The 23,703-nt window shown below is 66.6% G+C and carries 24 protein-coding genes; 16 read left to right on the forward strand and 8 right to left on the reverse strand.

Annotation, left to right across the window (positions count from 1 at the left end):
- A partial coding sequence (locus RT697_RS15100) for an ATP-binding protein (protein WP_313699878.1) occupies window positions 1–760 on the forward strand: 760 nt, incomplete at its 5' end.
- Window positions 757–2,685, forward strand: coding sequence for a potassium transporter Kup (locus RT697_RS15105; RefSeq protein WP_191576531.1), 1,929 nt, complete (start codon window positions 757–759; stop codon window positions 2,683–2,685). The genes RT697_RS15100 and RT697_RS15105, both read left to right, overlap by 4 nt.
- A 63-nt stretch (window positions 2,686–2,748) precedes the next feature.
- On the opposite strand, the gene argG is transcribed toward RT697_RS15105, so the two are convergent.
- On the reverse strand, window positions 2,749–4,089 hold the full coding sequence (argG, locus tag RT697_RS15110; RefSeq protein WP_312438038.1) for an argininosuccinate synthase: 1,341 nt from the start codon (window positions 4,087–4,089) through the stop codon (window positions 2,749–2,751).
- Between the two features lie 69 nt (window positions 4,090–4,158).
- Window positions 4,159–5,109, reverse strand: a complete 951-nt coding sequence (locus RT697_RS15115) for a LysR substrate-binding domain-containing protein (protein WP_313699879.1) — start codon at window positions 5,107–5,109, stop codon at window positions 4,159–4,161.
- A 96-nt stretch (window positions 5,110–5,205) separates the two neighbouring features.
- Between RT697_RS15115 and RT697_RS15120 the strand changes: the two genes are divergently transcribed.
- The 4 genes from RT697_RS15120 (at window position 5,206) to RT697_RS15135 (ending at window position 8,200) form a co-directional block, all read left to right on the forward strand.
- Entirely contained in the window at window positions 5,206–6,072 is an 867-nt protein-coding gene (locus RT697_RS15120; RefSeq protein WP_313699917.1) for an amidohydrolase family protein, read from the forward strand.
- 69 nt (window positions 6,073–6,141) lie between these two features.
- On the forward strand, window positions 6,142–7,095 hold the full coding sequence (locus RT697_RS15125; RefSeq protein ID WP_313699881.1) for a tripartite tricarboxylate transporter substrate-binding protein: 954 nt from the start codon (window positions 6,142–6,144) through the stop codon (window positions 7,093–7,095).
- Between the two features lie 2 nt (window positions 7,096–7,097).
- Window positions 7,098–7,628, forward strand: coding sequence for a carboxymuconolactone decarboxylase family protein (locus RT697_RS15130; protein ID WP_313699883.1), 531 nt, complete (start codon window positions 7,098–7,100; stop codon window positions 7,626–7,628).
- A gap of 11 nt (window positions 7,629–7,639) precedes the next feature.
- Entirely contained in the window at window positions 7,640–8,200 is a 561-nt protein-coding gene (locus RT697_RS15135; RefSeq protein ID WP_313699885.1) for a DUF4286 family protein, read from the forward strand.
- A gap of 90 nt (window positions 8,201–8,290) precedes the next feature.
- Here the strand turns inward: RT697_RS15135 and argF are convergent, their stop codons facing one another.
- Both argF and RT697_RS15145 read right to left on the reverse strand, forming a co-directional pair.
- On the reverse strand, window positions 8,291–9,232 hold the full coding sequence (argF, locus tag RT697_RS15140) for an ornithine carbamoyltransferase (protein WP_105241427.1): 942 nt from the start codon (window positions 9,230–9,232) through the stop codon (window positions 8,291–8,293).
- Between the two features lie 56 nt (window positions 9,233–9,288).
- On the reverse strand, window positions 9,289–10,470 hold the full coding sequence (locus tag RT697_RS15145) for an aspartate aminotransferase family protein (protein ID WP_313699887.1): 1,182 nt from the start codon (window positions 10,468–10,470) through the stop codon (window positions 9,289–9,291).
- Between the two features lie 179 nt (window positions 10,471–10,649).
- On the opposite strand from RT697_RS15145, the gene RT697_RS15150 reads away from it, so the two are divergent.
- Window positions 10,650–10,940, forward strand: coding sequence for a DUF3579 domain-containing protein (locus tag RT697_RS15150; protein WP_013392635.1), 291 nt, complete (start codon window positions 10,650–10,652; stop codon window positions 10,938–10,940).
- A gap of 124 nt (window positions 10,941–11,064) precedes the next feature.
- Here the strand turns inward: RT697_RS15150 and RT697_RS15155 are convergent, their stop codons facing one another.
- The 3 genes from RT697_RS15155 to RT697_RS15165 all read right to left on the reverse strand — a co-directional run bounded on the left by RT697_RS15155 (window position 11,065) and on the right by RT697_RS15165 (window position 13,958).
- Complete coding sequence (locus RT697_RS15155) at window positions 11,065–12,342, reverse strand: TRAP transporter large permease (RefSeq protein WP_313699889.1); 1,278 nt, start codon at window positions 12,340–12,342, stop codon at window positions 11,065–11,067.
- 38 nt (window positions 12,343–12,380) lie between these two features.
- Window positions 12,381–12,881 carry a TRAP transporter small permease gene (locus tag RT697_RS15160; RefSeq protein ID WP_191576525.1) on the reverse strand — a complete coding sequence of 167 codons (501 nt, stop codon included), beginning with the start codon at window positions 12,879–12,881 and terminating at the stop codon, window positions 12,381–12,383.
- Between the two features lie 102 nt (window positions 12,882–12,983).
- Window positions 12,984–13,958 carry a TRAP transporter substrate-binding protein gene (locus tag RT697_RS15165; RefSeq protein WP_105238069.1) on the reverse strand — a complete coding sequence of 325 codons (975 nt, stop codon included), beginning with the start codon at window positions 13,956–13,958 and terminating at the stop codon, window positions 12,984–12,986.
- Between the two features lie 102 nt (window positions 13,959–14,060).
- Between RT697_RS15165 and RT697_RS15170 the strand changes: the two genes are divergently transcribed.
- The 9 genes from RT697_RS15170 to RT697_RS15210 all read left to right on the forward strand — a co-directional run bounded on the left by RT697_RS15170 (window position 14,061) and on the right by RT697_RS15210 (window position 22,899).
- Window positions 14,061–16,592 (forward strand): FtsX-like permease family protein, encoded by a 2,532-nt coding sequence (locus RT697_RS15170; protein ID WP_313699891.1) that lies wholly within the window; start codon window positions 14,061–14,063, stop codon window positions 16,590–16,592.
- A complete protein-coding gene (locus tag RT697_RS15175; protein WP_313699893.1) occupies window positions 16,592–17,014 on the forward strand; it encodes a group II truncated hemoglobin in 423 nt (140 codons plus the stop codon). Before RT697_RS15170 ends, RT697_RS15175 begins: the two co-directional genes overlap by 1 nt.
- The gene (locus RT697_RS15180; protein WP_313699894.1) at window positions 17,004–17,735 is read left to right on the forward strand and encodes a 3-deoxy-D-manno-octulosonic acid kinase; all 732 of its coding nucleotides are present in this window, start codon (window positions 17,004–17,006) and stop codon (window positions 17,733–17,735) included. The genes RT697_RS15175 and RT697_RS15180 overlap by 11 nt, the downstream gene beginning before the upstream one ends.
- Before the next feature lie 145 nt (window positions 17,736–17,880).
- Window positions 17,881–18,984: a polyamine ABC transporter substrate-binding protein gene (locus RT697_RS15185; RefSeq protein ID WP_313699896.1), complete on the forward strand. Its 1,104-nt coding sequence runs from the start codon at window positions 17,881–17,883 to the stop codon at window positions 18,982–18,984.
- 5 nt (window positions 18,985–18,989) lie between these two features.
- A complete protein-coding gene (locus RT697_RS15190) occupies window positions 18,990–20,117 on the forward strand; it encodes a polyamine ABC transporter ATP-binding protein (RefSeq protein WP_313699898.1) in 1,128 nt (375 codons plus the stop codon).
- Window positions 20,114–21,025, forward strand: coding sequence for an ABC transporter permease subunit (locus RT697_RS15195; protein WP_056567140.1), 912 nt, complete (start codon window positions 20,114–20,116; stop codon window positions 21,023–21,025). Before RT697_RS15190 ends, RT697_RS15195 begins: the two co-directional genes overlap by 4 nt.
- Window positions 21,022–21,831, forward strand: a complete 810-nt coding sequence (locus tag RT697_RS15200; protein WP_313699900.1) for an ABC transporter permease subunit — start codon at window positions 21,022–21,024, stop codon at window positions 21,829–21,831. Before RT697_RS15195 ends, RT697_RS15200 begins: the two co-directional genes overlap by 4 nt.
- Window positions 21,828–22,184 carry an arsenate reductase gene (locus RT697_RS15205; RefSeq protein ID WP_313699902.1) on the forward strand — a complete coding sequence of 119 codons (357 nt, stop codon included), beginning with the start codon at window positions 21,828–21,830 and terminating at the stop codon, window positions 22,182–22,184. Before RT697_RS15200 ends, RT697_RS15205 begins: the two co-directional genes overlap by 4 nt.
- A complete protein-coding gene (locus RT697_RS15210) occupies window positions 22,153–22,899 on the forward strand; it encodes a DNA-3-methyladenine glycosylase (protein WP_313699903.1) in 747 nt (248 codons plus the stop codon). Before RT697_RS15205 ends, RT697_RS15210 begins: the two co-directional genes overlap by 32 nt.
- Here RT697_RS15210 and RT697_RS15215 read toward each other — a convergent pair.
- Complete coding sequence (locus RT697_RS15215; protein WP_313699905.1) at window positions 22,896–23,612, reverse strand: PhoP regulatory network YrbL family protein; 717 nt, start codon at window positions 23,610–23,612, stop codon at window positions 22,896–22,898. The genes RT697_RS15210 and RT697_RS15215 overlap by 4 nt on opposite strands.
- Window positions 23,613–23,703: the final 91 nt, after the last annotated feature.

A 23,703-nucleotide genomic window follows, 5' to 3' on the forward strand; every position in this document is an offset into this window, starting at 1 on the left:
GAAGATCAGCACCGAAGCGGTGTCGAAGATCGGCGCGCTGGGCTACGTGCTGCAGTCGGGCCAGGACATGTCGTTGCGCACCCTGGAGGAGCTGGAGCGCGACGTGATCGGCCTGTACGGCGGCGGGGCGGCGGAAGAGCTGTTCTACGGCCCGCGCGGCATCTCGGTGGGCAGCCAGAACGACATCAAGGCCGTCAGCGATCGCATGATCCGGCTGGGCCAACAGCTTCTGGTGCTGGCCCGCGCCGATCCCAATGCGCGCCCACAGGACAGCTTTGTGCGCATCGACCTGTGCGAGTGGGTGCGGGTGCACGGCGCCGAATGGTTTCCGCGGGTGCGCGAGGCGCACTACGAGCTGGACCTGGCCGCGCCCGAGACGCCCATCTGGATCGACGCGGATCCCTTGCTGCTGGCGGAACTGCTGGGCAACCTGATCGACAACGCGCTGCGCTATGGCAACCCCACGGGGCGCATCACGCTGATCGTGGGCGCCAACCCGCCCTCGTTGACCGTCGAAGACGACGGACCCGGCATCCCGCCGGAAGAACGCGACCGCGTGTTCGAGGCGTTCTACCGGTCGCCCACCGCGACGGCAGGCGGTTCCGGCCTGGGATTGGCCATCGTGCGCGAAATCGCGCACGCGCACGGCGCCTGGTGGAAGCTCACCAGCCGGCCCGATTTTTCCGGAACGCGGCTGTCCGTCGTATTCCCCGGTCCTCGCAAGGGGGCTCAACTCACTCGCCAAGAACCCGCATCATGAGCCAAGGCACGGTCAGCGCTGCTTCTTTGCCCCCAGGTCATCCCGGCGGCGCCCACGCCCCATCGTCGCGCGCGGCGCTGGTCCTGGGCGCCCTGGGCGTGGTGTACGGCGACATCGGCACCAGCCCGCTCTATACCCTGCGCGCCTGCCTGACCGGCCTGAGCGTGCATACCGACCTGGAACCGGCCCATCTGCTGGGCGTGCTGTCCATCCTGTTCTGGATGCTGATGGTGGTGGTGTCCCTGAAATACGTGATGCTGGTGCTGCGCGCGGACAACCGCGGCGAGGGCGGCACGCTGGCGCTGCTGGAACTGGCGGTGCGCGCGCGCGAGGGCAAGCTGCGCTGGGTGCTGATCGTGCTGGGCATCTTCGGCGCGGCGCTGTTCTACGGCGACAGCATGATTACGCCGGCGATTTCCGTGCTGTCGGCGCTGGAAGGCATCGGCATCGTGTCGCATACGCTGGACCATTGGGTGGTGCCGATCGCCCTGGTCGTGCTGATCGCGCTGTTTGCGATCCAATCGCATGGCACGGCCGCCATGGGCAAGCTGTTCGGCCCGGTGATGTTCGTGTGGTTCGCCACGTTGGCCGCCCTGGGTGGCTGGCAGATCTGGCAGACGCCCGAGGTCCTGGCCGCGCTGAACCCGATGTGGGGGCTGCGCTTCATCGTCGAAGCGCCCTGGGTCAGCTTCGTGCTGCTGGGTGCGGTGGTGCTGGCGCTGACCGGCGCCGAGGCGCTGTATGCCGACATGGGCCACTTTGGCCGCCCGGCCATCCGCCGCGCCTGGTTCAGCATGGTGCTGCCGGCGCTGACGCTGTGCTACTTCGGCCAGGGTGCGCTGCTGCTGCGCGATCCCACCGCGATCCGCAATCCGTTTTTCCTGATGGCGCCGGAATGGGGCCTGGCGCCGCTGGTCGCCCTGGCCACCATCGCCACCATCGTGGCGTCGCAGGCCGTGATTTCTGGCGCCTACTCGGTGACGCGCCAGGCGGTCCAGTTGGGCTTCTGGCCGCGCATGCAGATCCTGCACACGTCCGCGATCGAAAAGGGCCAGATCTATCTGCCGCAGGTCAACGCGCTGCTGCTGTGCGCGGTGCTGATCCTGGTGTTGTGGTTCCGTAATTCCGACAATCTGGCTGCGGCCTATGGCTTTGCGGTGACGGGCACGATGTTCACGACCTCGGTGCTGGCGTTTGCGGTGCTGCCGCGGGGCAGCACGGGGATCAAGCGGATGATGTGGTTCCTGGTGCTGGGCCTGTTGCTGCTGCTGGACGTGCTGCTGTTCTCGGCCAACGTCTTCAAGATCCATGAAGGCGGCTGGCTGCCGCTGGTGGTGGCGATTGTTGTGTTCACGCTGATGATGACGTGGCGGCGTGGCCGGCGCCTCTTGTCCGACATGCAGCAGCGCGACCGCCAGCCGCTCAAGGAATTCATGGAGCAGCTCGAGCAATACCCGCCGTCGCGCGTGCCGGGCACCGCCATCTTCATGACGATGAATTCGGGCAACGTGCCGCCGGCGCTGCTGCACAACCTGAAGCACAACAAGGTGCTGCACGACCACGTGCTGTTCCTGTCGATCCAGTCGGCCGACGTGCCGTACATTGCGCCGGAAGAGCGCTTCGAGGTGAACAAGCTCAGCGCATCGAGCTGGGCCGCGACGGTCACCTACGGCTTCAAGGAAGATCCCGACGTGCCGGAGGCGCTGCGCCTGATTGCCGAAGCCTATCCGGAGCTGGACCTGGAGCCGATGCGCACGTCGTTCTTCCTGTCGCGCCAGACGGTCGTGGCGGCCAGGAAGCCCGCCTTGTCGCGCTGGCGGCGCGCGGTGTTCTCGTTCATGGCGCGCAATTCGACCCGCAGCACCAAGTTCTTCAAGATCCCGGCGAACCGGGTCGTGGAGATGGGCATGCAGGTCGAGTTGTAGGCGGCGGGCCGAAAAAAAACCCTCGGTGTGAAAACCGAGGGTTTTTTGTTTGGCCTTGAAGAATTACTTCTTCGAGGTCGTGTCCTTCAGTTGGGGCAGCGACGTGCCGCTGGAGGCGAGCAGGCCCGTCTTGACGTACGTGAACAGCTTTTCGCGCGTGTCGACGATGTCGAGGTTGCGCATGGTGAGCTGGCCGATACGGTCCGCCGGCGTGAAGGGGGCGTTTTCCACCTTCTCCATGGACAGGCGCTCGGGCGCGTACGTGAGGTTGGGCGACACGGTGTTCAGCAGCGAGTAGTCGTTGCCGCGGCGCAGTTCGATGGTGACTTCGCCGGTGACGGCGCGGGCCACCCAGCGCTGGGCGGTTTCGCGCAGCATGATGGCTTGCGGGTCGAACCAGCGGCCCTGGTACAGCAGGCGGCCGAGCTTGCGGCCGTTTTCGCGGTACTGCTCGATGGTGTCTTCGTTGTGGATGCCGGTGACCAGGCGCTCGTAGGCGATGAAGAGCAGGGCCAGGCCCGGGGCTTCGTAGATGCCGCGGCTCTTGGCTTCGATGATGCGGTTTTCGATCTGGTCGCTCATGCCCAGGCCGTGACGGCCGCCGATGCGGTTAGCTTCGAGCAGCAGTTCGACGGGATCGGCGTATTCGACGCCGTTCAGGGCGACGGGCTGGCCTTCTTCGAAGCGCACCGTGACTTCCTCGGCCTTGACGGCGACGTCGTCGCGCCAGAACGCCACGCCCATGATGGGCTTGACGATGCGGATGCCGGAATTCAGTTGTTCCAGGTCCTTGGCTTCGTGCGTGGCGCCGAGCAGGTTGGAGTCGGTGGAGTAGGCCTTTTCAGCCGACATCTTGTAGTCGAAACCGGCTTGGCGCATGTATTCGGACATTTCCGAACGGCCGCCGAGCTCGTCGATGAAGCGCTGGTCGAGCCAGGGCTTGTAGATCTTGAGTTCCGGGTTGGTGAGCAGGCCGTAGCGGTAGAAACGCTCGATGTCGTTGCCCTTGAACGTGCTGCCGTCGCCCCAGATGTTGACGTTGTCTTCCTTCATGGCGGCGACCAGCATCGTGCCGGTGACGGCGCGGCCGATGGGCGTCGTGTTGAAGTACGTGATGCCGGCGGTCGAGATGTGGAACGCGCCCGACTGCAGGGCGGCGATGCCTTCGGCCACGAGCTGCGCGCGGCAGTCGATCAGGCGGGCGTTTTCGGCGCCGTAGGCCAGGGCCTTGCGGGGAATCTCGTCGTAGTCGGATTCGTCGGGCTGGCCCAGGTTGGCGGTGTAGGCGTAGGGGATGGCGCCGTTGTTGCGCATCCAGAGGAGCGCCGCGCTGGTGTCCAGGCCGCCGGAAAAGGCGATGCCGACTTTCTGGCCGGTGGGCAGGTTCGGGAGGATAGTGGTCATTGTTTGAGGTGAGACGCCAACAGGACTTTGACAGCAACGAGCCGCCAAACAAGAAAATAGCCCGCCATTTTAACTCTTTTGAGGGGGGCTGGCCGCCCCGGTTGCGGCGGGAGGGCTGCCCGGCGCGAACAACTCTGCCAGCCGCAGGCCGCGAATCAGCTCGCCCGTGGCCGCGGCTAGCCGGGTGGCCGGGCGATGGCGGGCGCTGGCTAGAACCAGGTTGTTGGTGATCGTGGGCGAGCCGATGGCGCACAGGGACAGTTCATGCTCGGCGGCCGGTCCGCGCGCCGCCGAGCGCGGCAGGATGGCGTAGGCGTCGCCCTGCGCCGCCAGTTCGACGATGGTCTGCACGGCGTCGACCTCGGCCGCGACCTTGAGCCGCACGCCCTGCGCACGGCAAACGCTCTCGACGAGGGTGCGGATGGCGTTGGGCAGGCTGGGCAGCACCAGCGGATAGTCGCCCAACCGCGCGACCGGCACGCGGGCGGGCAGGGGCGGCTGATGGCCCGCGGCGGCGGCCAGAACCAGGTCTTCGCGGAACAGGGATTCGTAGGCGAGCTGCGGGGACGGAGCCGGATCGTAGAGCAGGGCCAGGTCCACCCGGCCGGCGAGCAGCCATTCGCGCACCTGGGCGCTCAAGCCTTCGGCCACCGCGATGGACGCATCGGGAAAATTCTGGCGGAACGCCTGCACCAGCGGCGGCGTGAGCACCCGCGCGATGCGTGGCGGCAGGCCGATCATGACCTTGCCGGTGGGCGTTTCGCGCAGCGTCTGCAGATCCTCCTTGGCGCGCTCGGCCAACGCCAGCAACGCGCGGGCGTGTTCCAGGAATCGCAGACCCGCTTCCGTGGGCTCGGCCCCGCGCCCGTTGCGGTAGAGCAGGTGCTGGCCCAGCTCCAGTTCCAGCAGCCGCACCTGGCGGCTGAGCGTGGGCTGCGCGACATCCAGCATTTCGGCGGCGCGCGAGAAACTGCGGCGCTCGGCCACGCGCACGAAGTATTCGATCTGCTTGAGGTCCATCGGATATTAGGTTTTTCGATATCAGAAATATACGGTATAGCATTGTTCGCCCACCGGCATTCCGCGACCATGGCGCTTTCCATGCAGGAAGTTCCCGTGCCCGATTGCCGTCCGCCGCTTGCCTCGCCCTCCCGTCCCCGCCATGCGCTGCCGCCGGGCGCGTGCGACGCGCATTGCCACGTCTTCGGACCCGGCGACGTGTTTCCGTACGCGGAAGGCCGGTCGTACACGCCACCCGACGCGTCGTTCGCCAGCATGGCGGCGCTGCATGCCCATCTGGGCGTCGAGCGCGCGGTCGTGGTGCAGGCCAACTGCCACGGATCGGACCACAGCGCCTTGCTGGATGCGCTGGCGCGCAGCGAAGGGCGTTATCGCGGCGTGGCGTTGCTGGGGGCGGACGCCACGGCTGCCGGTGTGAAGGCGCTGCACGAAGGCGGCGTGCGGGCCGCGCGGTTCAACTTCGTGCCGCATCTGGGCGGCGCGCCCGAGCCGGCCGTGTTCGACCATGTGGTCAAGCTGATCGCGCCGCTGGGATGGCATCTGTGCCTGCATGTGGACGGCGCGATGCTGCCCGAACTGCTGCCGCGCCTGCTCGCGCTGCCGGTGCCGTTCGTGGTGGACCACATGGGCAGGCTGAAGGCGGCCGATGGGCTGGAATCGCCCGCGATGCGCGCATTGCTCAGCCTGGCGGACGTAGGCCAGGCGTGGGTCAAGGTGTCGGGCATCGACCGGATCGCCGCCGGCCGCCGCCCCTTCGCGGAGGGCATCCCGTTCGTGCGCGCGCTGGCCGAGGCCATGCCGGACCGCACCTTGTGGGGCACGGACTGGCCGCATCCGAACGTGGCCGGCGACATGCCGGACGACGGTGAACTGGTCGACACCTTTTTCGAAGCGTGCCCGGACGCCGGGCTGCGCCAGCGCGTGCTCGTGGACAACCCGGCGCGGCTGTACGGATTTCAGTAGCACAGAGAACGCGGAACGAGGGCCTGGAAGCCCCCGCCGCAAGCACATCCCCATCAACGAGGAGACACCATGTTCAAGAAAATCATCTCGGCCGCCGTGCTGAGCCTGGCCGCCGCCAGCGTGGCCCACGCCGACGGCCCCGTGCGCCTCATCATCGCTTTCCCGCCGGGCGGCCCCGTGGATCTGGTGGGCCGCGTGCTGGCCGAGCAGCTGGGCAAGGAGCTCAAGCAGAACGTCATCGTCGAGAACAAGGCGGGCGCCAACGGCAACATCGCCGCCGCCTATGTGGCGAAGGCGCCGGCCGACGGCTCGGTGCTGTTCCTGACCAGCGTGGGCGCGGTGGCGATCAGCCCGGCGTTGTACAAGGATCTGCCGTATGACCCCGCGCGGGATTTCGCGCCGGTCTCGCGGGTGGTGAACAACGCCACGGTGTTCGTGGTGAACCCGTCCAATCCGGCGACGGATGCCGCCGACTTCGTAAAGAAGTCGCAGGCCGCGTCGCAGTCGGTGGCCATCGGCTCGTCGGGCATCGGCAGCATTCCGCACCTGACGCTGGAAATGTTCGCCGATTCCAGCAAGGCCAAGGTGCTGCACGTGCCCTACAAGGGCGCGGCGCCCGTCATCAACGACGTGATGGGCAATCAGGTGTCCGGTTTCTTCGGCGACGTACCCGGCCTGATCGGCCACATCCAGGGCGGCAAGCTCAAGCCCCTGGGCCTGGCCGCGCCGACGCGCCATCCGCTGCTGCCCGACGTGAAGACGATGGCCGAGCTGGGCATCCCCGGTGTCGAATCCAACAACTGGTATGGCCTCGTCGCGCCCGCAGCCACGCCCGCCGCCACCGTCGACAAGCTGAACCAGGCCGTGCGCGCCGCGCTGGGCAATGAAAACGTCCGCGCCCGTCTGGAGAAGTTCGGCGCCGAGGCCGCGCCCAGCACGCCGCAGGAGCTGGGCGCGCTGATCGCCGCCGACCGCGAGAAGTGGACCGCGCTGATCCAGCGCAAGAACATCCGTCCGGAGTAAGCATGAGCGATCGCCGAATCGAACCCGTCGTACCCGGCACCCGCCCCGAACTGGCTGTGCTGGAGGCGCGCATCGCCGCCGCGCGCGGCCGCATCTCGCCGCTGTACCAGGTGCTGCTGAACAGCCCGGCGGTGGTCGAGGGCTGGGAGGCCATGCTGACCGCGATCCGGCAGAAGACGTCGCTGGCGCCGCGGTTGCGCGAGCTGATCATCCTGCGCGTCGCGACGTTGAACAATGCGCCATACGAGTTCGAGGCGCACGTGCCGCACGCGCTGGCGGGCGGCATGCCGCAGGCCGTCATCGACGTGCTGCGTGGCAACCCCGCGCCGGATCAGGTGCAGGGACTGGAAGCGGGTGAGGCCGAGGTGCTGGCGCTGACCGACGCCATGACCCGCGACATCGAGGTTCCGGACGCGGTGTTCGCGCCGCTGCGCGAGCGCTACGATGATGCGCAACTGGTGGAACTGGCCGCGACCGTCGGCGCCTACAACATGGTGTCGCGCTTTCTGGTCGCCTTGCGCGTCGGACATTGAAGGAGAACGCTGTGCAGGAAACGATGTTGCTGGTGTCGCTGGGGGAACGGTTTGACGAGGCGCGCGCCCGGGATCTGGCCGCGCGCCTTGCGGACGGGCTGGCGGATGTGAAGATCAGCGCCTTTGCCGCGCTGGAAGCCGAGGACACCTACGTAACCGTGCGCGGGGCCCGTGTATTGCCCGAGATCCAGGCCCGCCTGAACGAACTGGCGCCCGGCGCGCATGCGCGGGTGCTGCACCGGACGCTGGACTTACCCGGCGCGTCGGCGGGGCAGGAGGCCCCGTGGCATTACATCGTCGAGACCGACGTGCTGCCCGAGGCCGAGGCCGACCTGAACGCGTGGTACGACCAGGAGCACCTGCCGGGGCTGGCGTCGGTGCCGGGCACCGTGCGCGCGCAGCGTTGGGAATGCCGCGATGAATCGCCGCGCTACCTGGCTTGCTACGACCTGCACACGCAGGAAACCTTTGGCAGTCCGCCGTGGCTGGCGGTGCGCGCGACCGACTGGAGCAGCCGCGTGCGGCCGTCGTTCCGCAACACGCGGCGCACGATGTTCAGGAAGATCCTGTAGCGCCAAGCGTTTTAGAAAGCAGAAAGTTAAAAGCAGAAGGGCCCGGACATCGCAGGATGTCCGGGCCCTTTTCATGCGTGCAGGACGGGTTTAGTCGACCTGACCCAGCAGCAGGAATTCCATCAGCGCCTTCTGCACGTGCAGGCGGTTTTCGGCTTCGTCCCAGACCACGCTCTGCGGTCCGTCGATGACTTCGCCGGTGACTTCCTCGCCGCGGTGGGCGGGCAGGCAGTGCATGAAGACGGCCTTCGGGTCAGCCGCGGCCATCATTTCGGCGTCCACGCACCAGTCGGCGAATGCGGCGCGGCGCTCTTCGTTTTCGGCCTCGTAGCCCATGCTGGTCCACACGTCGGTGGTGACCAGGTGCGCGCCCTTGCAGGCTTCCATCGGGTCCTTGAACTGACGCAGCACCTTGTCGGACGGCGTGCCGATGCGCGAGGCTTCGAGTTCGTAGCCGGCCGGCGTGGACACATGCAGCGTGAAGCCCAGCATTTCGGCCGCGTGCAGCCACGTGTAGGCCATGTTGTTGGCGTCGCCCACCCAGGCGACCGTCTTGCCGGCGATGGGGCCGCGGTGCTCGATGTAGGTGAAGATGTCCGCCAGGATCTGGCAGGGGTGGAATTCGTTGGTCAGGCCGTTGATCACGGGCACGCGCGAATGCGACGCGAAGCGCTCGATGCGGGTCTGCTCGAACGTGCGGATCATGACGATGTCGACCATGCGCGAGATCACGCGCGCGGTGTCCTCGATGGGCTCGGAGCGGCCGAGCTGCGAGTCGTTGGAGGTCAGGTTGATGACCGAACCGCCCATCTGGTACATGCCGGCCTCGAACGACACGCGAGTGCGCGTGCTGGCCTTTTCGAACACCATTGCCAGCGTGCGGTCATGCAGCGGCATGTGGGGCTCATAGCGTTTGAACTTTTCCTTGATCAGGCGCGCGCGGTCCAGCACGTAGGCGATCTCGGCGGACGAGAAGTCCTTGAACTGCAGAAAGTGCCGCAGGGGGCCGTTTTGAGTCGTGGGAGGAGTCATGTTGATGTCGCAGGTCATTGGGCCCCGGCAGGCTCGTGGCCCGGCAGGGACGTTGATTATGGTTTTTCGGCCAGGAACTGTTGGATGAGCGGCGCCAGGATGGCGACGATCTGGTCGGCCTCCTGGCGCGTCAGGATCAGCGGCGGCAGCATGCGGATGACGCGGTCGCGCGTGACGTTGATGAGCAGGCCTGCTTCCATGGCGCGCAGCGCAAGAACGCCGCAGGGGCGGGCCAGCTCGATGCCCAGCATGAGGCCGCGGCCGCGGATGTCGGCCACGCCGGGCGTGCCGGCCAGCGCGCCGGCCAGGCGGTCTTTCAAGTATTCGCCCACGTCATGGGCGTTTTCAAGCAGGTTTTCGGATTCCAGCGCATCGAGCACCGCGAGGCCCGCCGCGCACACCAGCGGCCCGCCGCCGAACGTGGTGCCGTGGCTGCCCGGCGTGAAGACGCCTGCGGCCGGACCCGCGGCGAGCATCGCGCCGATGGGCACGCCGCCCGCCAGGCCCTTGGCCAGCGTCATGACGTCGGGGCGGATGTCGGCCCACTGGTGGGCGAACCATTTGCCGGTGCGGCCGATGCCGGACTGGACTTCGTCGATCATCAGCAGCCAGCCGCGCTCGGTGCACAGTTGGCGCAGGGCTTGCAGGTAGGCGATGTCGGACGGGCGGATGCCGCCTTCGCCCTGCAGGACTTCCAGCAGCACGGCGGTGGTGCGGGGCTCGGCGTCGCCGGCGTCGCGTACCGCTTCCAGGTTGTTGTACGGCACCTGGATGAAACCGCTGGGCAGAGGCTCGAAGCCCTTGCGCGCCTTGTCGCTGCCGGTGGCCGCCAGCGTGGCCAGCGTGCGGCCATGCCAGGACGAATCCATGGTGATGATGTGGGCGTGCTTGTTGCCGCGCTGGTAGGCGTAGTAGCGGGCGAGCTTGATGGCGGCTTCGTTGGCTTCGGAGCCGCTGTTGTTGAACGCGACTTCCTGCATGCCGGACAGCGCCGTCAGACGGGCGGCAAGCTCGGTCTGCTGGGGAATGTCGTAGATGTTGGAGGTATGGATGACGCGGGCGGCCTGTTCGGCGATGGCGGCGACCAGCTTCGGATGGGCATGGCCCAGGCAGGAGACGCCGATGCCGGCCAGGGCATCCAGGTACTTGCGGCCGCCTGCGTCCCACAGCCAGACACCCTGGCCGTGCGTGAACGATACCGGCAGCCGGGCATAGATATTGGCCAGAGGCGAGCTCATCGCGGATCCTCCTGGGGGAATGGCATCGACAGCATGCCCGCTTGCTAGGGCGAATCAGGGGCGAATCGCGGTTCGAAAGAGGGCAAAGGATCAATCATATACAATTCGCGGCGCGGCACGCATGTTTGATCACGCCGAAGATCCGGCTTTCGTGAAAGGCGTCCCGCAGTGAAGAACACATGGCAACTCGCGTCAGACAATTCGTAATTCATGGCGTTACCGAAAGCGGTAGCCGCTTCCGCCCCAGCGATTGGGCGGAACGGCTCGCCGGCGTAATGGCACAGTTCCGGCCCGCCGGCTGTGCTGGTAACCACCTCACTTATTCGCCTTATGTGCTGCCCGTCGTGATCGATGGCGTGCGCGGGATCGTCGTCGACCTGCGCCTGCGCGATCTGGAGCCGCTGGCCTACAAGTTCGTGGTGGATTTCGCCCGCGACAACAACCTCAAGACGGAAGAACGCGAAATCTAGGCCCCCAGAACGAAAAAGCGCCCCAACCGGGCGCTTTTCTCATTCTGCGTCCCCTGCACGCCGTTAGGCGGGCCGGGCGTTACCCGCCGCACGGACGATTGCCCGCGCGGCGGCTACGCGCAAACTACTTCGCGTACACCAGGTCGCGCAGCCCCAGCGACAGCCCGGGCCAGTAGGTGATGACCATCAGGCACAGGATCACCACGCCGACAAAGGGAATCAAGGGTTTGATCAGGCGCTCGAGCGGCAGCTTGGCCACCGCGCACGCGGCAAACAGATTCACCCCGAACGGCGGCGTGATCATGCCCAGCGCCAGGTTGACCACCATGATGATGCCGAAGTGCACGGGGTCCACGCCGAACTGCAGGGCCACCGGCAGCAGCAAGGGGGCCAGCACGACGATCGAGGCCGAGGTCTCGATGAACATGCCGATCACGAACAGCGCGGCGTTCACGCCCATCAGGAAGCCGAACTTCGTGTCGAAGATCTGGGCGAGCCACGTGCCCAGCGCATCGGGAATGCCGGCCCGGTTGAGCAGGAAGCTGAAGATGCCAGCGTTGGCGATCACGAACATGATGACGGCGGTCGACACGACCGACTTGTGCAGCGTGTCCGACAACTGACGGAACGTGAGGCGGCGGTAGATGAACTTGCCCACGAAGACGGCGTACATCACGGCCACGACCGACGCTTCGGTCGGCGTGAAGACGCCGCCATAGATGCCGCCCAGGATGATGACGGGCATAAGCAGCGCAAGCCACGCGCGCTTGAAGGCGGGCCACAGCGGCAGGCGGCCTTCGCCGTCGCGCTTGCCCAGGTTGTTGCGCTTGGCGTAGAGCCAGACATAGAACATCAGCGCGATGCCGATCAGGATGCCGGGCATGACGCCGGCGATGAAGAGTTCGCCGGTGGACGTGTCGGTGGACACGGCAAACAGGATCATCGGGATGGACGGCGGGATGATGACCCCGAGTTCCGCCGCGCTGGCCTGTAATGACGCCGCAAAGGGGGCCGGATAGCCGTGCCGGATCATGGCGGGGATCAGGATCGCGCCCACCGCGAAGGTGGTGGCCACGCTGGAGCCCGCGACCGCCGCGAAGATCATGCAGGTCAGCACGCAGGTGCAGGCCAGGCCGCCCTGGATGCCGCCCACCACGCTCTTGGCGAATTCCACCATGCGTTCGGAGATGCCGCCGGCTTCCATCAGGTTGCCGGCCAGGATGAAGAAGGGGATGGCCACGAGCGGGTACTTGTCCAGCGCGGCAAACAACTGCTGCGCGACAACCAGCCAGGGCAGGCCCGAGGCGCCGACTCCCGCCAGGCTGGCCAGGCCGATCGACACGGCGACCGGCACGGACAGCCCGAAGAAAATCAGCATCGAGACAATCATTAATTGGGACATGGCGATTTCTGCTGCTCAGATTCGATAAGGGGGGCGGCTCAGCCTTGCGCGTCGTTGCGCACGGGCACGTCGTCTTCTTCGCCGGCGCACCAGCGGGCCAGCACGGCGATGGCGGCAAGCGTGGCGCCCACGGGGATCGCCAGGTAGATCCAGGAGATCGAGATGTCCAGGCTCGGCACGTTCTGGAAACGCACGCGATAGGTCATGTTGCCGCCGATCCAGGCCAGAAAGCCGAGAAAGCCGGCGCAGGTCAGGCCGATGATGGCCTCGAGCACGCGGCGGCGCGTGCCGCCCAGCAGGTTGCGCAGCAGCTCGACGCTGATCATGGCGCCGTGGCGGAAGGCCAGGGCCACGCCCAGCAGCACGGTCCAGATCAGGAGGGCGCGGGTCAGGACCTCGCTCCAGTCGGCGGGCGAATGCAGCACGAACCGGGCGATGACCTGGTAGAACGCGGCGGCCGCGGCGGCCACCAGCAGAAGTTGGGCGAGAGCCGAGACCAGCTTGAACAGGCCGCGGTCGAAGGCGCAGAGCAAACGCATGGTGAATTCCGTTGGCGATGGACGCGGAAATGGGGGGCGGGCGCGCGGCGCAGGCCGGTCCCGCCGCCAGGCAAACGGCCCCGCGATGGGGGCCGTGCCGGCTTACTTGGTGTCGCGGATCGAGTCGATCAGCTTCTTGTCGAACTTCTTGTAGTACTCGGGGTAGGCCGGTTCCACGGCGGCGGCGAAGGCGGCGCGGTCCACTTCGGACACCTGCATGCCTTCCTTCTTGAGCTGCTCGACGCCCGTCTTCTCGATGTTGTCGACGTAGGCGCGCATGGCCTGGGCAGATTCCTTGCCGGCCTTGTCGAAGTTGGCCTTGTCGGCGGCCGACAGGCCTTCATAGACGTTGGCGGACATCAGCACCAGGGCCGGGCCGTACACGTGGCCGGTCAGCGACAGGTACTTCTGCATCTGCGACAGCTTGGCCGAGGTGATCACGGACAGCGGATTTTCCTGGCCGTCGATGGTGCCCTGCTGGAGCGCGGTGGCCACTTCGGGCCAGGCCATCGGCGTGGGCAGGATGCCGATCTGGCGGAAGGCCGTGATGTGGATCGGGTTTTCGGTGGTGCGGATCTTCAGGCCCTTGGCGTCCGCCGGGGTCTTGACCGGGCGCACGTTGTTGGTCAGGTGGCGAAAGCCCTGTTCGCCCCACGCCAGCGCCACGATGCCGCGGCTGGGGAACTTGGCCAGCATGTCCTGGCCGATCTTGCTGTCGAGCACGGCACGGGCGTGCGGCAGGTCGCGCAGCAGGAACGGGATGTCGAAAACGCCGGTCTCGGGAACAAAATTCAGGGTTGCACCGGTCGAAACGATCGCCAGGTCGATGGTGCCGATCTGCAGGCCTTCGATCACTTCGCGTTCGCCGCCCAGCGCGCTGTTGGCAAACTGCTGGACCTTGAACTTGCCGTTGGTGGAGCCTTCGATGGATTTGGCCATCGCGTCGGCGCCGGCGCCGTAGTGCGACGACGTCGACAGGGCGTAGGCCATCTTCAGGGTGGTCTGCGCTGCCGAGGGCAGCGAGGTGGCGGCCGCGCAGGCGGCCAGAATCGTGGCCGCAAGCCAGGTTTTACGCATTGTCTTCTCCGGAATTGGTTATCTTTATGGGCGGCTTCGCCTCCCGCCCCGGGATGATATCGGGATTCGGACGCCCTACAGGCGCTTAGTTAACATAGTCGAATGATGGATTTCCCTGATATGTCACAGGCCAAGCGCCCTGGTTTCTGGTCCACCTTGCGCCTGGGCGCCCGGATGATGATGCGCGACGCGCGCGCCGGCGAGCTTCGCCTGCTGGTCCTGGCGCTGGTCGTGGCGGTGGCCGCCGTCACCAGCGTGGGCTTTCTGGCCGACCGGGTCGGCCGCGCGCTGGAACGCGACGCCGGGCAGATGCTGGGCGCCGATCTGGTGCTGGACGCCGACGAGCCCGTGCCCGCAGCCTTCAAGGATCAGGCCCGCGAGCGCGGGCTGACCGTTTCCGGCACGTGGCAGTTTCCGTCCATGGTGGGCGCCGGGGACGGCGCGCAGCTGGCGGCGCTGAAAGCGGTGGAGCCCGGGTATCCGCTGCGCGGGGCCTTGCGGGTGGCGGATGCGCCGTTCGCGCCCGATGCGCCCACGCGAGACGTTCCGCCTGAAGGCGCGGTGTGGGTCGACGCGCAGTTGTTGGCGCTCTTGAACCTGAAGGTGGGCGACACGCTGAACGTGGGCGACGCCCACATGCGCATCGACCGCGTCATCACCTATGAGCCGGACAAGGGCATGCAGTTCGTCAACGTCGCCCCGCGCGTGCTGCTGCGCGCCAGCGACCTGCCGGCCACCGGCCTGATCGCGCCGGGTAGCCGCATCGGCTATGCCATGCTGGTCGCCGGCCAGCCGGACGCCGTGGCCGGGTATTCCACCTGGCTGAACCAGAATCTGAAGCGCGGCCAGAAGATCGCCACCCTGGAATCGGGCCGCCCGGAAGTGCGCCGCACGCTGGACCGCGCGCAGCGCTTCCTGTCGCTGGTCGCGCTGCTGGCCGTGCTGATCTCGGCCGTGGCCGTCGCGCTGGCGGCGGGGCGTTACATGACGCGCCACCGCGACGGCATCGCGGTCATGCGCTGCCTGGGCGCCGTGCAATCGCAGGTCGCCCGCATGCTGACGCTGGAGTTCACGCTGGTCGGGCTGTTCTCGTCGGCCGCCGGCTGCCTGCTGGGATTCGGCGTGCATCAGGTGCTGGTCATGCTGCTGGGTTCGCTGATCGACACGACCTTGCCGGCGCCGTCGGCCATTCCGGCGTTGCAAGGCCTGCTGACCGGCGTGCTGCTGCTCTTGGGCTTCGCGCTGCCGGCGCTCGCGCAACTGCGCCATGTGCCGCCCGCCCGCGTCCTGCGGCGTGACGCGGACACGATCAGCGCGCGCAGCGCCTTCGGTTACGTGCTGGGCGCGGTGGGGTTTGCGCTGCTGATCTGGTGGTTCGCGGGCGACGCCAAGCTGGGCGGCGTGGTGGCCGGGGGCTTTCTGGGTGCCTTTGGCGTGTTCGCGCTGGTCGCCTGGCTGTGCATCCTGGGCCTGGCGCGCGTGCGCCGGCTGGCCGCCGGACTGCCCGCGCTGCGCTTTGCGCTGGCGGGCGTGGTGCGCCGCCGGGCAGCCACGATCACCCAGGTCTGCGCCCTGGCGGTCGGCCTGATGGCGCTGCTGCTTTTGACCATGACGCGCACCGATCTGATCCAGGGCTGGCAACGCACCATGCCGCCGGACGCGCCCAACCGCTTCCTGATCAACGTGCAGCCGGACCAGCGCCAGGCCGTGACCGACGCGCTGACGCGCGAAGGCCTGGGCCGCATCACGCTGTCGCCGATGGTCCGGGGGCGGCTGATCGCCGTCAACGGCAAGCCGGTCGGACCGGACGATTATGAGGAGCCGCGCGCCAAGCGCCTGGTGGACCGCGAGTTCAACCTGTCCTATGGCGACGAGATGCCGTCGTCCAACCGCATCGAGCAGGGCCGCTGGCTGACGCCGGGCTCGGCCGAGGTCTCGCTGGAGGCGGGGCTGGCGCAGTCGCTGCGCATCGGGCTGGGCGACAAGATGACGTTCGACGTGGCCGGCCAGCAGGTCGAGGTGGCGGTGTCGAGCATCCGCCGCGTGGATTGGGATACGATGCGCGTCAATTTTTTCGCCATCCTGACCCCCGCCGCACTGGCCGACATGCCCCAGAGCTGGATCACCTCCTTCTACCTGCCGCCCGAAAAGGCGGCGGTGCTGCCCGCCCTGGTGCGGGAGTTTCCGAACCTGACGGTGTTCGACGTGGGCGCCATCCTGCAGCAGTTGCAGTCCGTGCTGAATGAAGTGGGCCGCGCCGTGCAACTGCTGTTCCTCTTCACCCTGGCCGCCGGCGTGCTGGTGCTGTCCGCGGCGCTGACCGCGACGCGCGACGAACGCATGCGCGAGGCGGCGGTGCTGCGCGCGCTGGGCGCCACGCGCCGTCAGCTTGCCCGTTCGCAGCGCATCGAGCTGTGGGCGGTGGGCGGTCTTGCAGGCCTTCTGGCGGCGGCCGGCGCGACCGCCATCGCTTGGGTTTTATCAACCCAGGTGTTCGACTTCACCATTACCCTCAGCCTCTGGCCGTGGCTGGCCGGCATCGGCACCGGCATGCTGGGCGCCTGGGCGGGCGGCGCGCTTGCCCTGCGCGGCGTCCTGCGCACGCCGCCGCTCGTCACCCTCCGAGAAACCTGATGACGTCCCGCGTCCACACCATTACAGAACCCGTGGAAAACTCCCGCACAATGTTTGACGTTCTTGGCGGCGAAGCCGGCGTGCGCGCCCTCGTCGACCGCTTCTATGACCTGATGGACATGGAGCCCGACCTCAAGGAACTGCGCGCCGCCCACGGCCCCAGCCTGGACGAGGCGCGCGACAAGCTCTTCTGGTTCCTGTGCGGCTATTTCGGCGGCCCGGACCACTACATCGAACGCTTCGGCCATCCCCGCCTGCGGGCGCGCCACCTGCCGTTTTCCATCGGCGAGGTCGAGCGCGACCAATGGGTGACCTGTATCGGCCGGGCAATGGAAGACGAGGGCATCGAGCCCGTCCTGGTCGAGCGACTGCTCGAATCGTTCTACGGCGTGGCCGACTGGATGCGCAACCGTGAAGGGTGACGATCAATCCGGCGCGCGGCGCACCGCCTGGGATGGCCCGCTGGCCGGCGCCATGCTCAGCGACGCCCGGCGCCTTGCGGACGCCGGTCCCGAAGTCTTCAACCCCGGGCACTATGGCGACCGGGCGCGGCCCGTGGACGCAGGCGGACGCCAGGCCGCGTGGTTCGTGGAAGGGCAGGGCTGGCAGGGCGTGCTGCGGCGCTACCGCCGCGGCGGCATGATCGCCCGCATCAGCCGCGACGCGTATCTCTGGAACGGCGAATCTCGCACGCGAAGTTTTCGCGAATACCGGCTGCTGGCCGCCCTGCGCGCGCAAGGGCTGCCGGTGCCGGCGCCGCTGGCGGCGGCTTACTGGCGCCAGGGCCCGATCTACCGCGCCGCGATCGTGGTCGAGCGCATTCCCGGCGTGCGCCCGTTGGCGCAGGCGCTTTCCGAGCCCCTGTGGCAGCCGGTGGCCGATGCCATCGTGCGCATGCACCGGGCGGGCGTCTGGCATGCCGACCTGAACGCGTTCAACATCCTTATTGGCAACGACGGCCGGGTCTGGCTCATCGACTTTGACCGCGGCACGCAGGGCGGGCTGTCGGAGCGGCAGCGCCAGGCCAATCTCGACCGGCTGCGCCGGTCGCTGCGCAAGGTGGCCGGCGAAGCCGGCGACCGATTCTGGATGCGCATGCGCGACAGCTACTGGACGGCCTGGGGCATCGGAATCCAGCCCTGACGGCCGGCCCGCCCGCCGCATGCCGCCCCGGGGGCAGTTGCGCCAATTACCCCGCAAAGTTGGGCAGGTCATCGCAAAATGGCTTTATCATTTCGCCTTTTGGTACTCCTGTCACAAACGGCATAGAGCAAGGGGGCTGGACATAATGGAACTTAAGGCGGGAATGCGCTGGGCGCTCGGCGCGGTGCTGGTCGCGGCGGCCACATCGGCGGCGATGGCGCAAAACAAGGTCGTCAACGTCTACAACTGGGCCGAATACACGGCGCCGGACACGATCCCGGGTTTTGAAAAGGAAACCGGCATCAAGGTCCGCTATGACGTCTACGACAGCAACGACGCATTGCAGGCCAAGCTGCTGGCCGGCAAATCGGGTTACGACGTCGTTGTCCCGTCCACCCATTACGCCTCGCGCCAGATCGAAGCCGGCCTGTTCCAGAAGCTGGACAAGTCCAAGATCCCCAACTGGAAGTACCTGGACCCCGAAGTCATGGCGCTGGTCGCCACGGTCGATCCCGGCAACGAACACGCCATTCCGTGGGGCTACGGCACCAACGGCCTGGGCTATAACGTCACCAAGGTCAAGCAGATCATGGGCGACGACGTGGACCTGGCCAACTGGGACATGATCTTCAAGCCCGAGAACGCCGCCAAGCTGAAGGAGTGCGGCATCTCCATGCTGGACGAAGCCGCGCAGGTGTTCCCGGCCGTGCTCAAGTACCTGGGCAAAGACCCCAACAGCACCAACACCGCCGACTACCAGGCCGCGATGGAAGTGCTGAAGAAGATCCGTCCGTACATCCGCCAGTTCAGTTCGTCGGGCTACATCGACGAACTGGCCGTGGGCGATCTTTGCATGGTCTACGGCTTTTCCGGCGACGTGATGATCGCCCGCAAGCGCGCGCAGGACGCCAAGAAGCCTTATGAAGTGAACTACTTCATTCCCAAGGGCGGCGCGCCGGCGTGGTTCGACCTGATGGTCATCCCCAAGGATGCGCCGCATCCCGAAGAGGCGCTGGCGTTCATCAACTACATCGAAACGCCGAAGGTCCATGCGGCCATCACCAACACCATGTTCTACCCGAACGCCAACAAGGAAGCGCGGCAGTTCGTGAACAAGGATGTGGCTGAAAATCCCATGATCTACCCGCCCGCCGAGGTCTCCAAGACCCTGTACGTGATCAAGGCGCTGCCCTTGAACATTTCACGGCTGCAGAACAAGTTGTGGTCCGAGCTGAAGTTGGGAAATTAGTCATCATGAACGATAGCCGTTACTCGGCGCAGCACGCGGCGGACCCGGACGAGTTCGTCCGGGTCTCCGATGTTGTAAAGATCTTTGGCGACGTGGTGGCCGTGCGTTCGGTCAACCTGTCCGTCAAGCGAAATGAAATCTTCGCGCTGCTGGGCAGCTCGGGCAGCGGCAAGTCGACCTTGCTGCGCATGCTGGCCGGCTTTGAGGAAGTGACCTCGGGCCAGATCCTGCTGGACGGCGAGGACATCACCAGCGTGCCGCCGTACCGCCGGCCCGTGAACATGATGTTCCAGTCGTACGCGCTGTTCCCGCACATGACGGTCGAGGCCAACGTGGCCTTCGGCCTCAAGCAGGAAGGCGTGGACCGCGCGGAAATCCATGACCGCGTGTTCGAGGCGCTGGACCTGGTGCAGATGGCGGGCTATTCGCGCCGCAAGCCCAACCAGCTTTCGGGCGGGCAGCAGCAGCGCGTGGCGCTGGCGCGCAGCCTGGTCAAGCGTCCCAAGCTGCTTCTGCTCGACGAACCCATGTCGGCGCTGGACAAGCAGATCCGCCAGAAGACGCAGATCGAACTCGTGAAGATCCTGGAGCAGGTCGGCGTGACCTGCATCATGGTCACGCACGACCAGGAAGAAGCCATGACCATGGCGCACCGCCTGGCCGTCATGACCGAAGGCCAGATCGTCCAGTGCGGCACGCCGCAGGACGTCTATGCCTTCCCGAACTCGCGCTTCGTCGCCAGCTTCATCGGGTCGACCAACATGTTCACCGGCACCATCGTGGTCGACGAGCCCGACCACGTGGCCATCGAATGCGACGAACTGACCCGTCCGCTCTTTGTGAACCACGGTGTCAGCGAACCCCTGGGCATGGAAGTGCACGTCTCCATCCGGCCCGAGCGCCTGCTGGTCTCGCGTGAACAACCGGACGGCGAATACAACTGGGCCCACGGCATGGTCAGCCACATGGCCTGGATGGGTAGTTACGCGCTCTATCAGATCCGCCTGGATTCCGGCAAGACGGTCGAGGCCAGCGTGCCCAGCCGCATGCTGGCCCAGATGGACGCGCCGGGCATCGACGAAGAAATCTTCGTGAGCTGGGACGCCGACAGCGCGACGGTGCTGGCGTCATGATCCGCTTTTCGCCCCGCGACTGGCTCCCGTCGGGCAGGGCCCTGGCGGTGGTGCCGCCGTTCGCCTGGCTGGTGCTGTTTCTGCTGCTGCCGTTCCTTCTGGTGCTGAAGATCAGCTTTGCCGAAATGAAGTTCGGCATTCCGCCGTACACGTCGCTGGCGCAGTTCCAGGACGAGGCGATCCAGTTCAGCTTGCACCTGCGCGGCTACATCCTGCTGTTCACGGAAAACCAGTATTTCCGCACGTACCTCAGCTCGGTGAAGATCGCCGGCATCACCACGCTGGTCTGCGTGCTGATGGGCTATCCCATTGCGTACTACATCGCCCGGTCGTCGGCGCGCGTGCGCAACCTGCTGCTGCTGGCGGTGATCCTGCCGTTCTGGACGTCGCTGCTTTTGCGTGTCTATGCCTGGGTGGGCATCCTGCGCAACGACGGCCTGCTCAACAACCTGCTGCAGGGTCTGGGCCTGATCTCCAGTCCGCTCGAGATCTACCGCACCGATCTGGCCGTGTACATCGGCATGGTCTATGCCTACCTGCCGTTCTTCATCCTGCCGCTGTATGCGACGCTGGTGAAGATGGACCTGCGCCTGCTCGAAGCCGCCTATGACCTGGGCGCCCGGCCGTGGCAGGCGTTCTGGCAGATCACGGTGCCGATGTCGCGCCAGGGTGTGATAGCGGGCGCCATGCTCGTGTTCATTCCGGCCGTCGGTGAATATGTGATCCCGGAAATGCTGGGTGGCGCGAACACGCTGATGATAGGCCGCGTGATGTGGAATGAATTCTTCAACAACGCCGACTGGCCGATGGCGTCGGCCGTGACGTGCGTGATGGTGTTGCTGCTGCTCGTGCCGCTGGTTTACTTCCAGTACAGCCAGGTCAAGCAGCAGGGCGGAGACCGCAAATGAACGGCCCGAACAAGACGCTGCGCGCCGTGGTGCTGGGACTGGGCTACTTCTTCCTGTACGTGCCCATCCTCAGCCTGATGGTGTTTTCGTTCAACGAGTCGCCCTCGGTCACGTCGTGGACCGGGTTCTCTTTCCGCTGGTATCACTCGCTGGTCAACGACGACGCGCTGCTGCGCGCCGCCTGGCTGTCGTTCCGCATCGCCGTGCTGACAGCCACCGCAGCCGTCATCATCGGCACCTGGGCGGGTTACGTCCTGGGACGCATGGGCCGTTTCCGCGGCTTTGCGCTGTACGTCGGCATGCTGAGCGCGCCGCTGGTGATTCCGGAGGTCGTGCTGGGCATCTCGCTGCTGCTGATGTTCGTCGAGGTCCGCGGCGCGCTGGGCTGGCCCGAGCAGAACGGCATGTTCACGATCTGGGTGGGGCACGTGACGCTGTGCATGGCGTTCGTGGCCGTCGTCATCCAGACCCGCATCCGCGACCTGGACCGCTCGCTGGAAGAGGCCGCGCTGGACCTGGGCGCCACGCCGATCACCGTGTTCTTCAAGATCACGCTGCCGCTCATCGCGCCGGCGTTGGCCTCTGCCTGGCTGCTGTCGTTCACGCTGTCGCTGGACGACGTCGTCATCGCGTCATTCCTGTCCGGCCCCGGCTCCAGCACGCTGCCCATGGAGGTCTTCTCCCGGGTGCGGCTGGGCCTCAAGCCCGAGATCAACGCGCTGGCCACCCTGTTCATCCTGGCGGTGGGCACGTGCGTGATCCTCGCCAACCGCATGCAATGGCGCAAGGAGTCCGAATCCAAATGACGCAAACCACCCTGTATGGCCTGACCAAGTGCAGCACCTGCGTGAAGGCGCGCGACTGGCTGACCGAGCATGGCGTCGACCACACCTTCGTCGACTACCGCGACGATCCGGTGCCGGCCGCGACGCTCAAGTCCTGGTCCGAGCAGGTCGGCGGCTGGGAAAAGCTGGTCAACCGCGCCTCCATGACGTGGCGCAACCTGCCCGAGGACCGCAAGACGGCCCACACCGACGCCCAGTGGACCAAGCTGATCGCCGAGTATCCGGCCCTGGTGCGGCGTCCGGTTACCGTCACGCCGGATGGCGAGGTGAGTGTTGGTTTCAGTGAAAAGCGCTACGGCGAACGTTTCGCCTGAGGCCCGCGGCGCGGCCGGACGCGCCCTGCCGGACGCCTTCTTTGACCGCGACGCGGCCCAGCTGGCGCGCGAGTTGCCCGGCAAGGTGATCCGCCACCGGGTCGGCGGCCTGTGGCTGTCGGCCCGCATCATCGAGACCGAGGCCTATTACCTGGAAGAGCGGGGCAGCCATGCCTCGCTGGGCTACACCCACAAGCGCCGCGCCCTGTTCATGGACGGCGGCACCATCTACATGTACTACGCCCGCGGGGGCGATTCGCTGAATTTCAGCGCGGGCGGCCCCGGCAATGCGGTGCTGATCAAATCGGCTTATCCATGGACCGACACGCTGTCCGGCCCCGAGTCGCTCGAACGGATGCGCGAACTGAATCCCGATGCGCAAGGCCGGCCCCGGCCGCTGGGCGCGCTGTGCGCGGGCCAGACGCTGCTGTGCCGGTCGCTGGGCCTGAAAGTGCCTGAATGGGACGCCCGCCGTTTTGATCCCGACGCCTTGTACGTGGAAGACGTGGGCGAGTCGCCGCCGTATCTCATCTGCACCACGCGGCTGGGCATTCCGGCGGGGCGCGACGAACACCTGAGCTACCGTTTCGTGGACCCGGCGTACGCCGCGTTCTGCACGCGCAACCCGCTGCGGCGCGGACAGCGCGCGGGGCATGACTACGTGTGGGTGGACCGGCAGGGCATCGTGCTGCCCGAGGCCCCGGCGGGCGGCTAGAAGCCGGCTTCGCGCACGCGCCGGGCCAGGGATTCGCGCAGTTCGGCGTACTTGCGCATAAGGCGGCGGCGGTTCAGCCGCTTGCTCCACGCATACAGCGGGATCAGGGGCAGTACGCCAAAGCCGTCGATCAGGTACAGCCCCCGCTTGCCGTCGGCGTTCAGGCCCACGGCGATGTTGCTGGTCGACATGTCATGCACCACGACGTGCGCGTCTGCCAGGTCATCGAAGAATTCATCGAGCTGCGCCTTCAGGGCATCGTCGACCAGGCCTTTCTTGGCCAGGTCGGTCACGGTCGGCGCCATGTTGCCGGCTTCGTCCGTGATCTTCTCGACCACGAGGCCCAGCCCCAGCGAGGTCTGCGCCACCCCGACGATGCGCGCCATGGGCACCTGCCACACGCCGGATGGGCGCGTCGTGGTGGTGACGTATTCCGAGATTTCGTTCAGGTACACGCGGTAGGCGCTTTCGCGCTGATACTGCTTGTACCAGCGCTTGAACGGCCGGGCTTCCAGGTAGATCGCCCGCGCGCGCATGTCCATGACCTTGACGAGCAGGGACGGGGAATTCGGGTGCTGGAAAATGTGCCGGTCACCGCCCGTGGCGAGCGGCGTTGCCGAATCCAGGTTCAGCGGTCCGAACACGGACGGGAATGAGACGGCAGGCGGGCAGGCGGAGCGGTCGGCGGAGTTCAAAGAAGCGCGGGGATCCATTCAGGTGGACGCCAGTTTAATCCTCTTGCTCCCGCCGCGCCTTTACGCCGACGTTGCCCGCTGGAAAGGGGGGCGGAATGCGACCTACAAT

This window comes from Achromobacter sp., assembly GCF_032113835.1.
GTDB lineage: Bacteria > Pseudomonadota > Gammaproteobacteria > Burkholderiales > Burkholderiaceae_B > Achromobacter.

Excerpts from the sequence above, each read along its gene's own strand:
- RT697_RS15105 (WP_191576531.1), top strand. The coding sequence starts at position 757 with ATGAGCCAAGGCACGGTCAGCGCTGCTTCTTTGCCCCCAGGTCATCCC.
- argG (WP_312438038.1), bottom strand. The coding sequence starts at position 4,089 with ATGACCACTATCCTCCCGAACCTGCCCACCGGCCAGAAAGTCGGCATC.
- RT697_RS15115 (WP_313699879.1), bottom strand. The coding sequence starts at position 5,109 with ATGGACCTCAAGCAGATCGAATACTTCGTGCGCGTGGCCGAGCGCCGC.
- RT697_RS15125 (WP_313699881.1), top strand. The coding sequence starts at position 6,142 with ATGTTCAAGAAAATCATCTCGGCCGCCGTGCTGAGCCTGGCCGCCGCC.
- RT697_RS15130 (WP_313699883.1), top strand. The coding sequence starts at position 7,098 with ATGAGCGATCGCCGAATCGAACCCGTCGTACCCGGCACCCGCCCCGAA.
- argF (WP_105241427.1), bottom strand. The coding sequence starts at position 9,232 with ATGACTCCTCCCACGACTCAAAACGGCCCCCTGCGGCACTTTCTGCAG.
- RT697_RS15145 (WP_313699887.1), bottom strand. The coding sequence starts at position 10,470 with ATGAGCTCGCCTCTGGCCAATATCTATGCCCGGCTGCCGGTATCGTTC.
- RT697_RS15150 (WP_013392635.1), top strand. The coding sequence starts at position 10,650 with ATGGCAACTCGCGTCAGACAATTCGTAATTCATGGCGTTACCGAAAGC.
- RT697_RS15155 (WP_313699889.1), bottom strand. The coding sequence starts at position 12,342 with ATGTCCCAATTAATGATTGTCTCGATGCTGATTTTCTTCGGGCTGTCC.
- RT697_RS15160 (WP_191576525.1), bottom strand. The coding sequence starts at position 12,881 with ATGCGTTTGCTCTGCGCCTTCGACCGCGGCCTGTTCAAGCTGGTCTCG.
- RT697_RS15165 (WP_105238069.1), bottom strand. The coding sequence starts at position 13,958 with ATGCGTAAAACCTGGCTTGCGGCCACGATTCTGGCCGCCTGCGCGGCC.
- RT697_RS15170 (WP_313699891.1), top strand. The coding sequence starts at position 14,061 with ATGATGGATTTCCCTGATATGTCACAGGCCAAGCGCCCTGGTTTCTGG.
- RT697_RS15175 (WP_313699893.1), top strand. The coding sequence starts at position 16,592 with ATGACGTCCCGCGTCCACACCATTACAGAACCCGTGGAAAACTCCCGC.
- RT697_RS15185 (WP_313699896.1), top strand. The coding sequence starts at position 17,881 with ATGGAACTTAAGGCGGGAATGCGCTGGGCGCTCGGCGCGGTGCTGGTC.
- RT697_RS15190 (WP_313699898.1), top strand. The coding sequence starts at position 18,990 with ATGAACGATAGCCGTTACTCGGCGCAGCACGCGGCGGACCCGGACGAG.
- RT697_RS15195 (WP_056567140.1), top strand. The coding sequence starts at position 20,114 with ATGATCCGCTTTTCGCCCCGCGACTGGCTCCCGTCGGGCAGGGCCCTG.
- RT697_RS15200 (WP_313699900.1), top strand. The coding sequence starts at position 21,022 with ATGAACGGCCCGAACAAGACGCTGCGCGCCGTGGTGCTGGGACTGGGC.
- RT697_RS15205 (WP_313699902.1), top strand. The coding sequence starts at position 21,828 with ATGACGCAAACCACCCTGTATGGCCTGACCAAGTGCAGCACCTGCGTG.
- RT697_RS15215 (WP_313699905.1), bottom strand. The coding sequence starts at position 23,612 with ATGGATCCCCGCGCTTCTTTGAACTCCGCCGACCGCTCCGCCTGCCCG.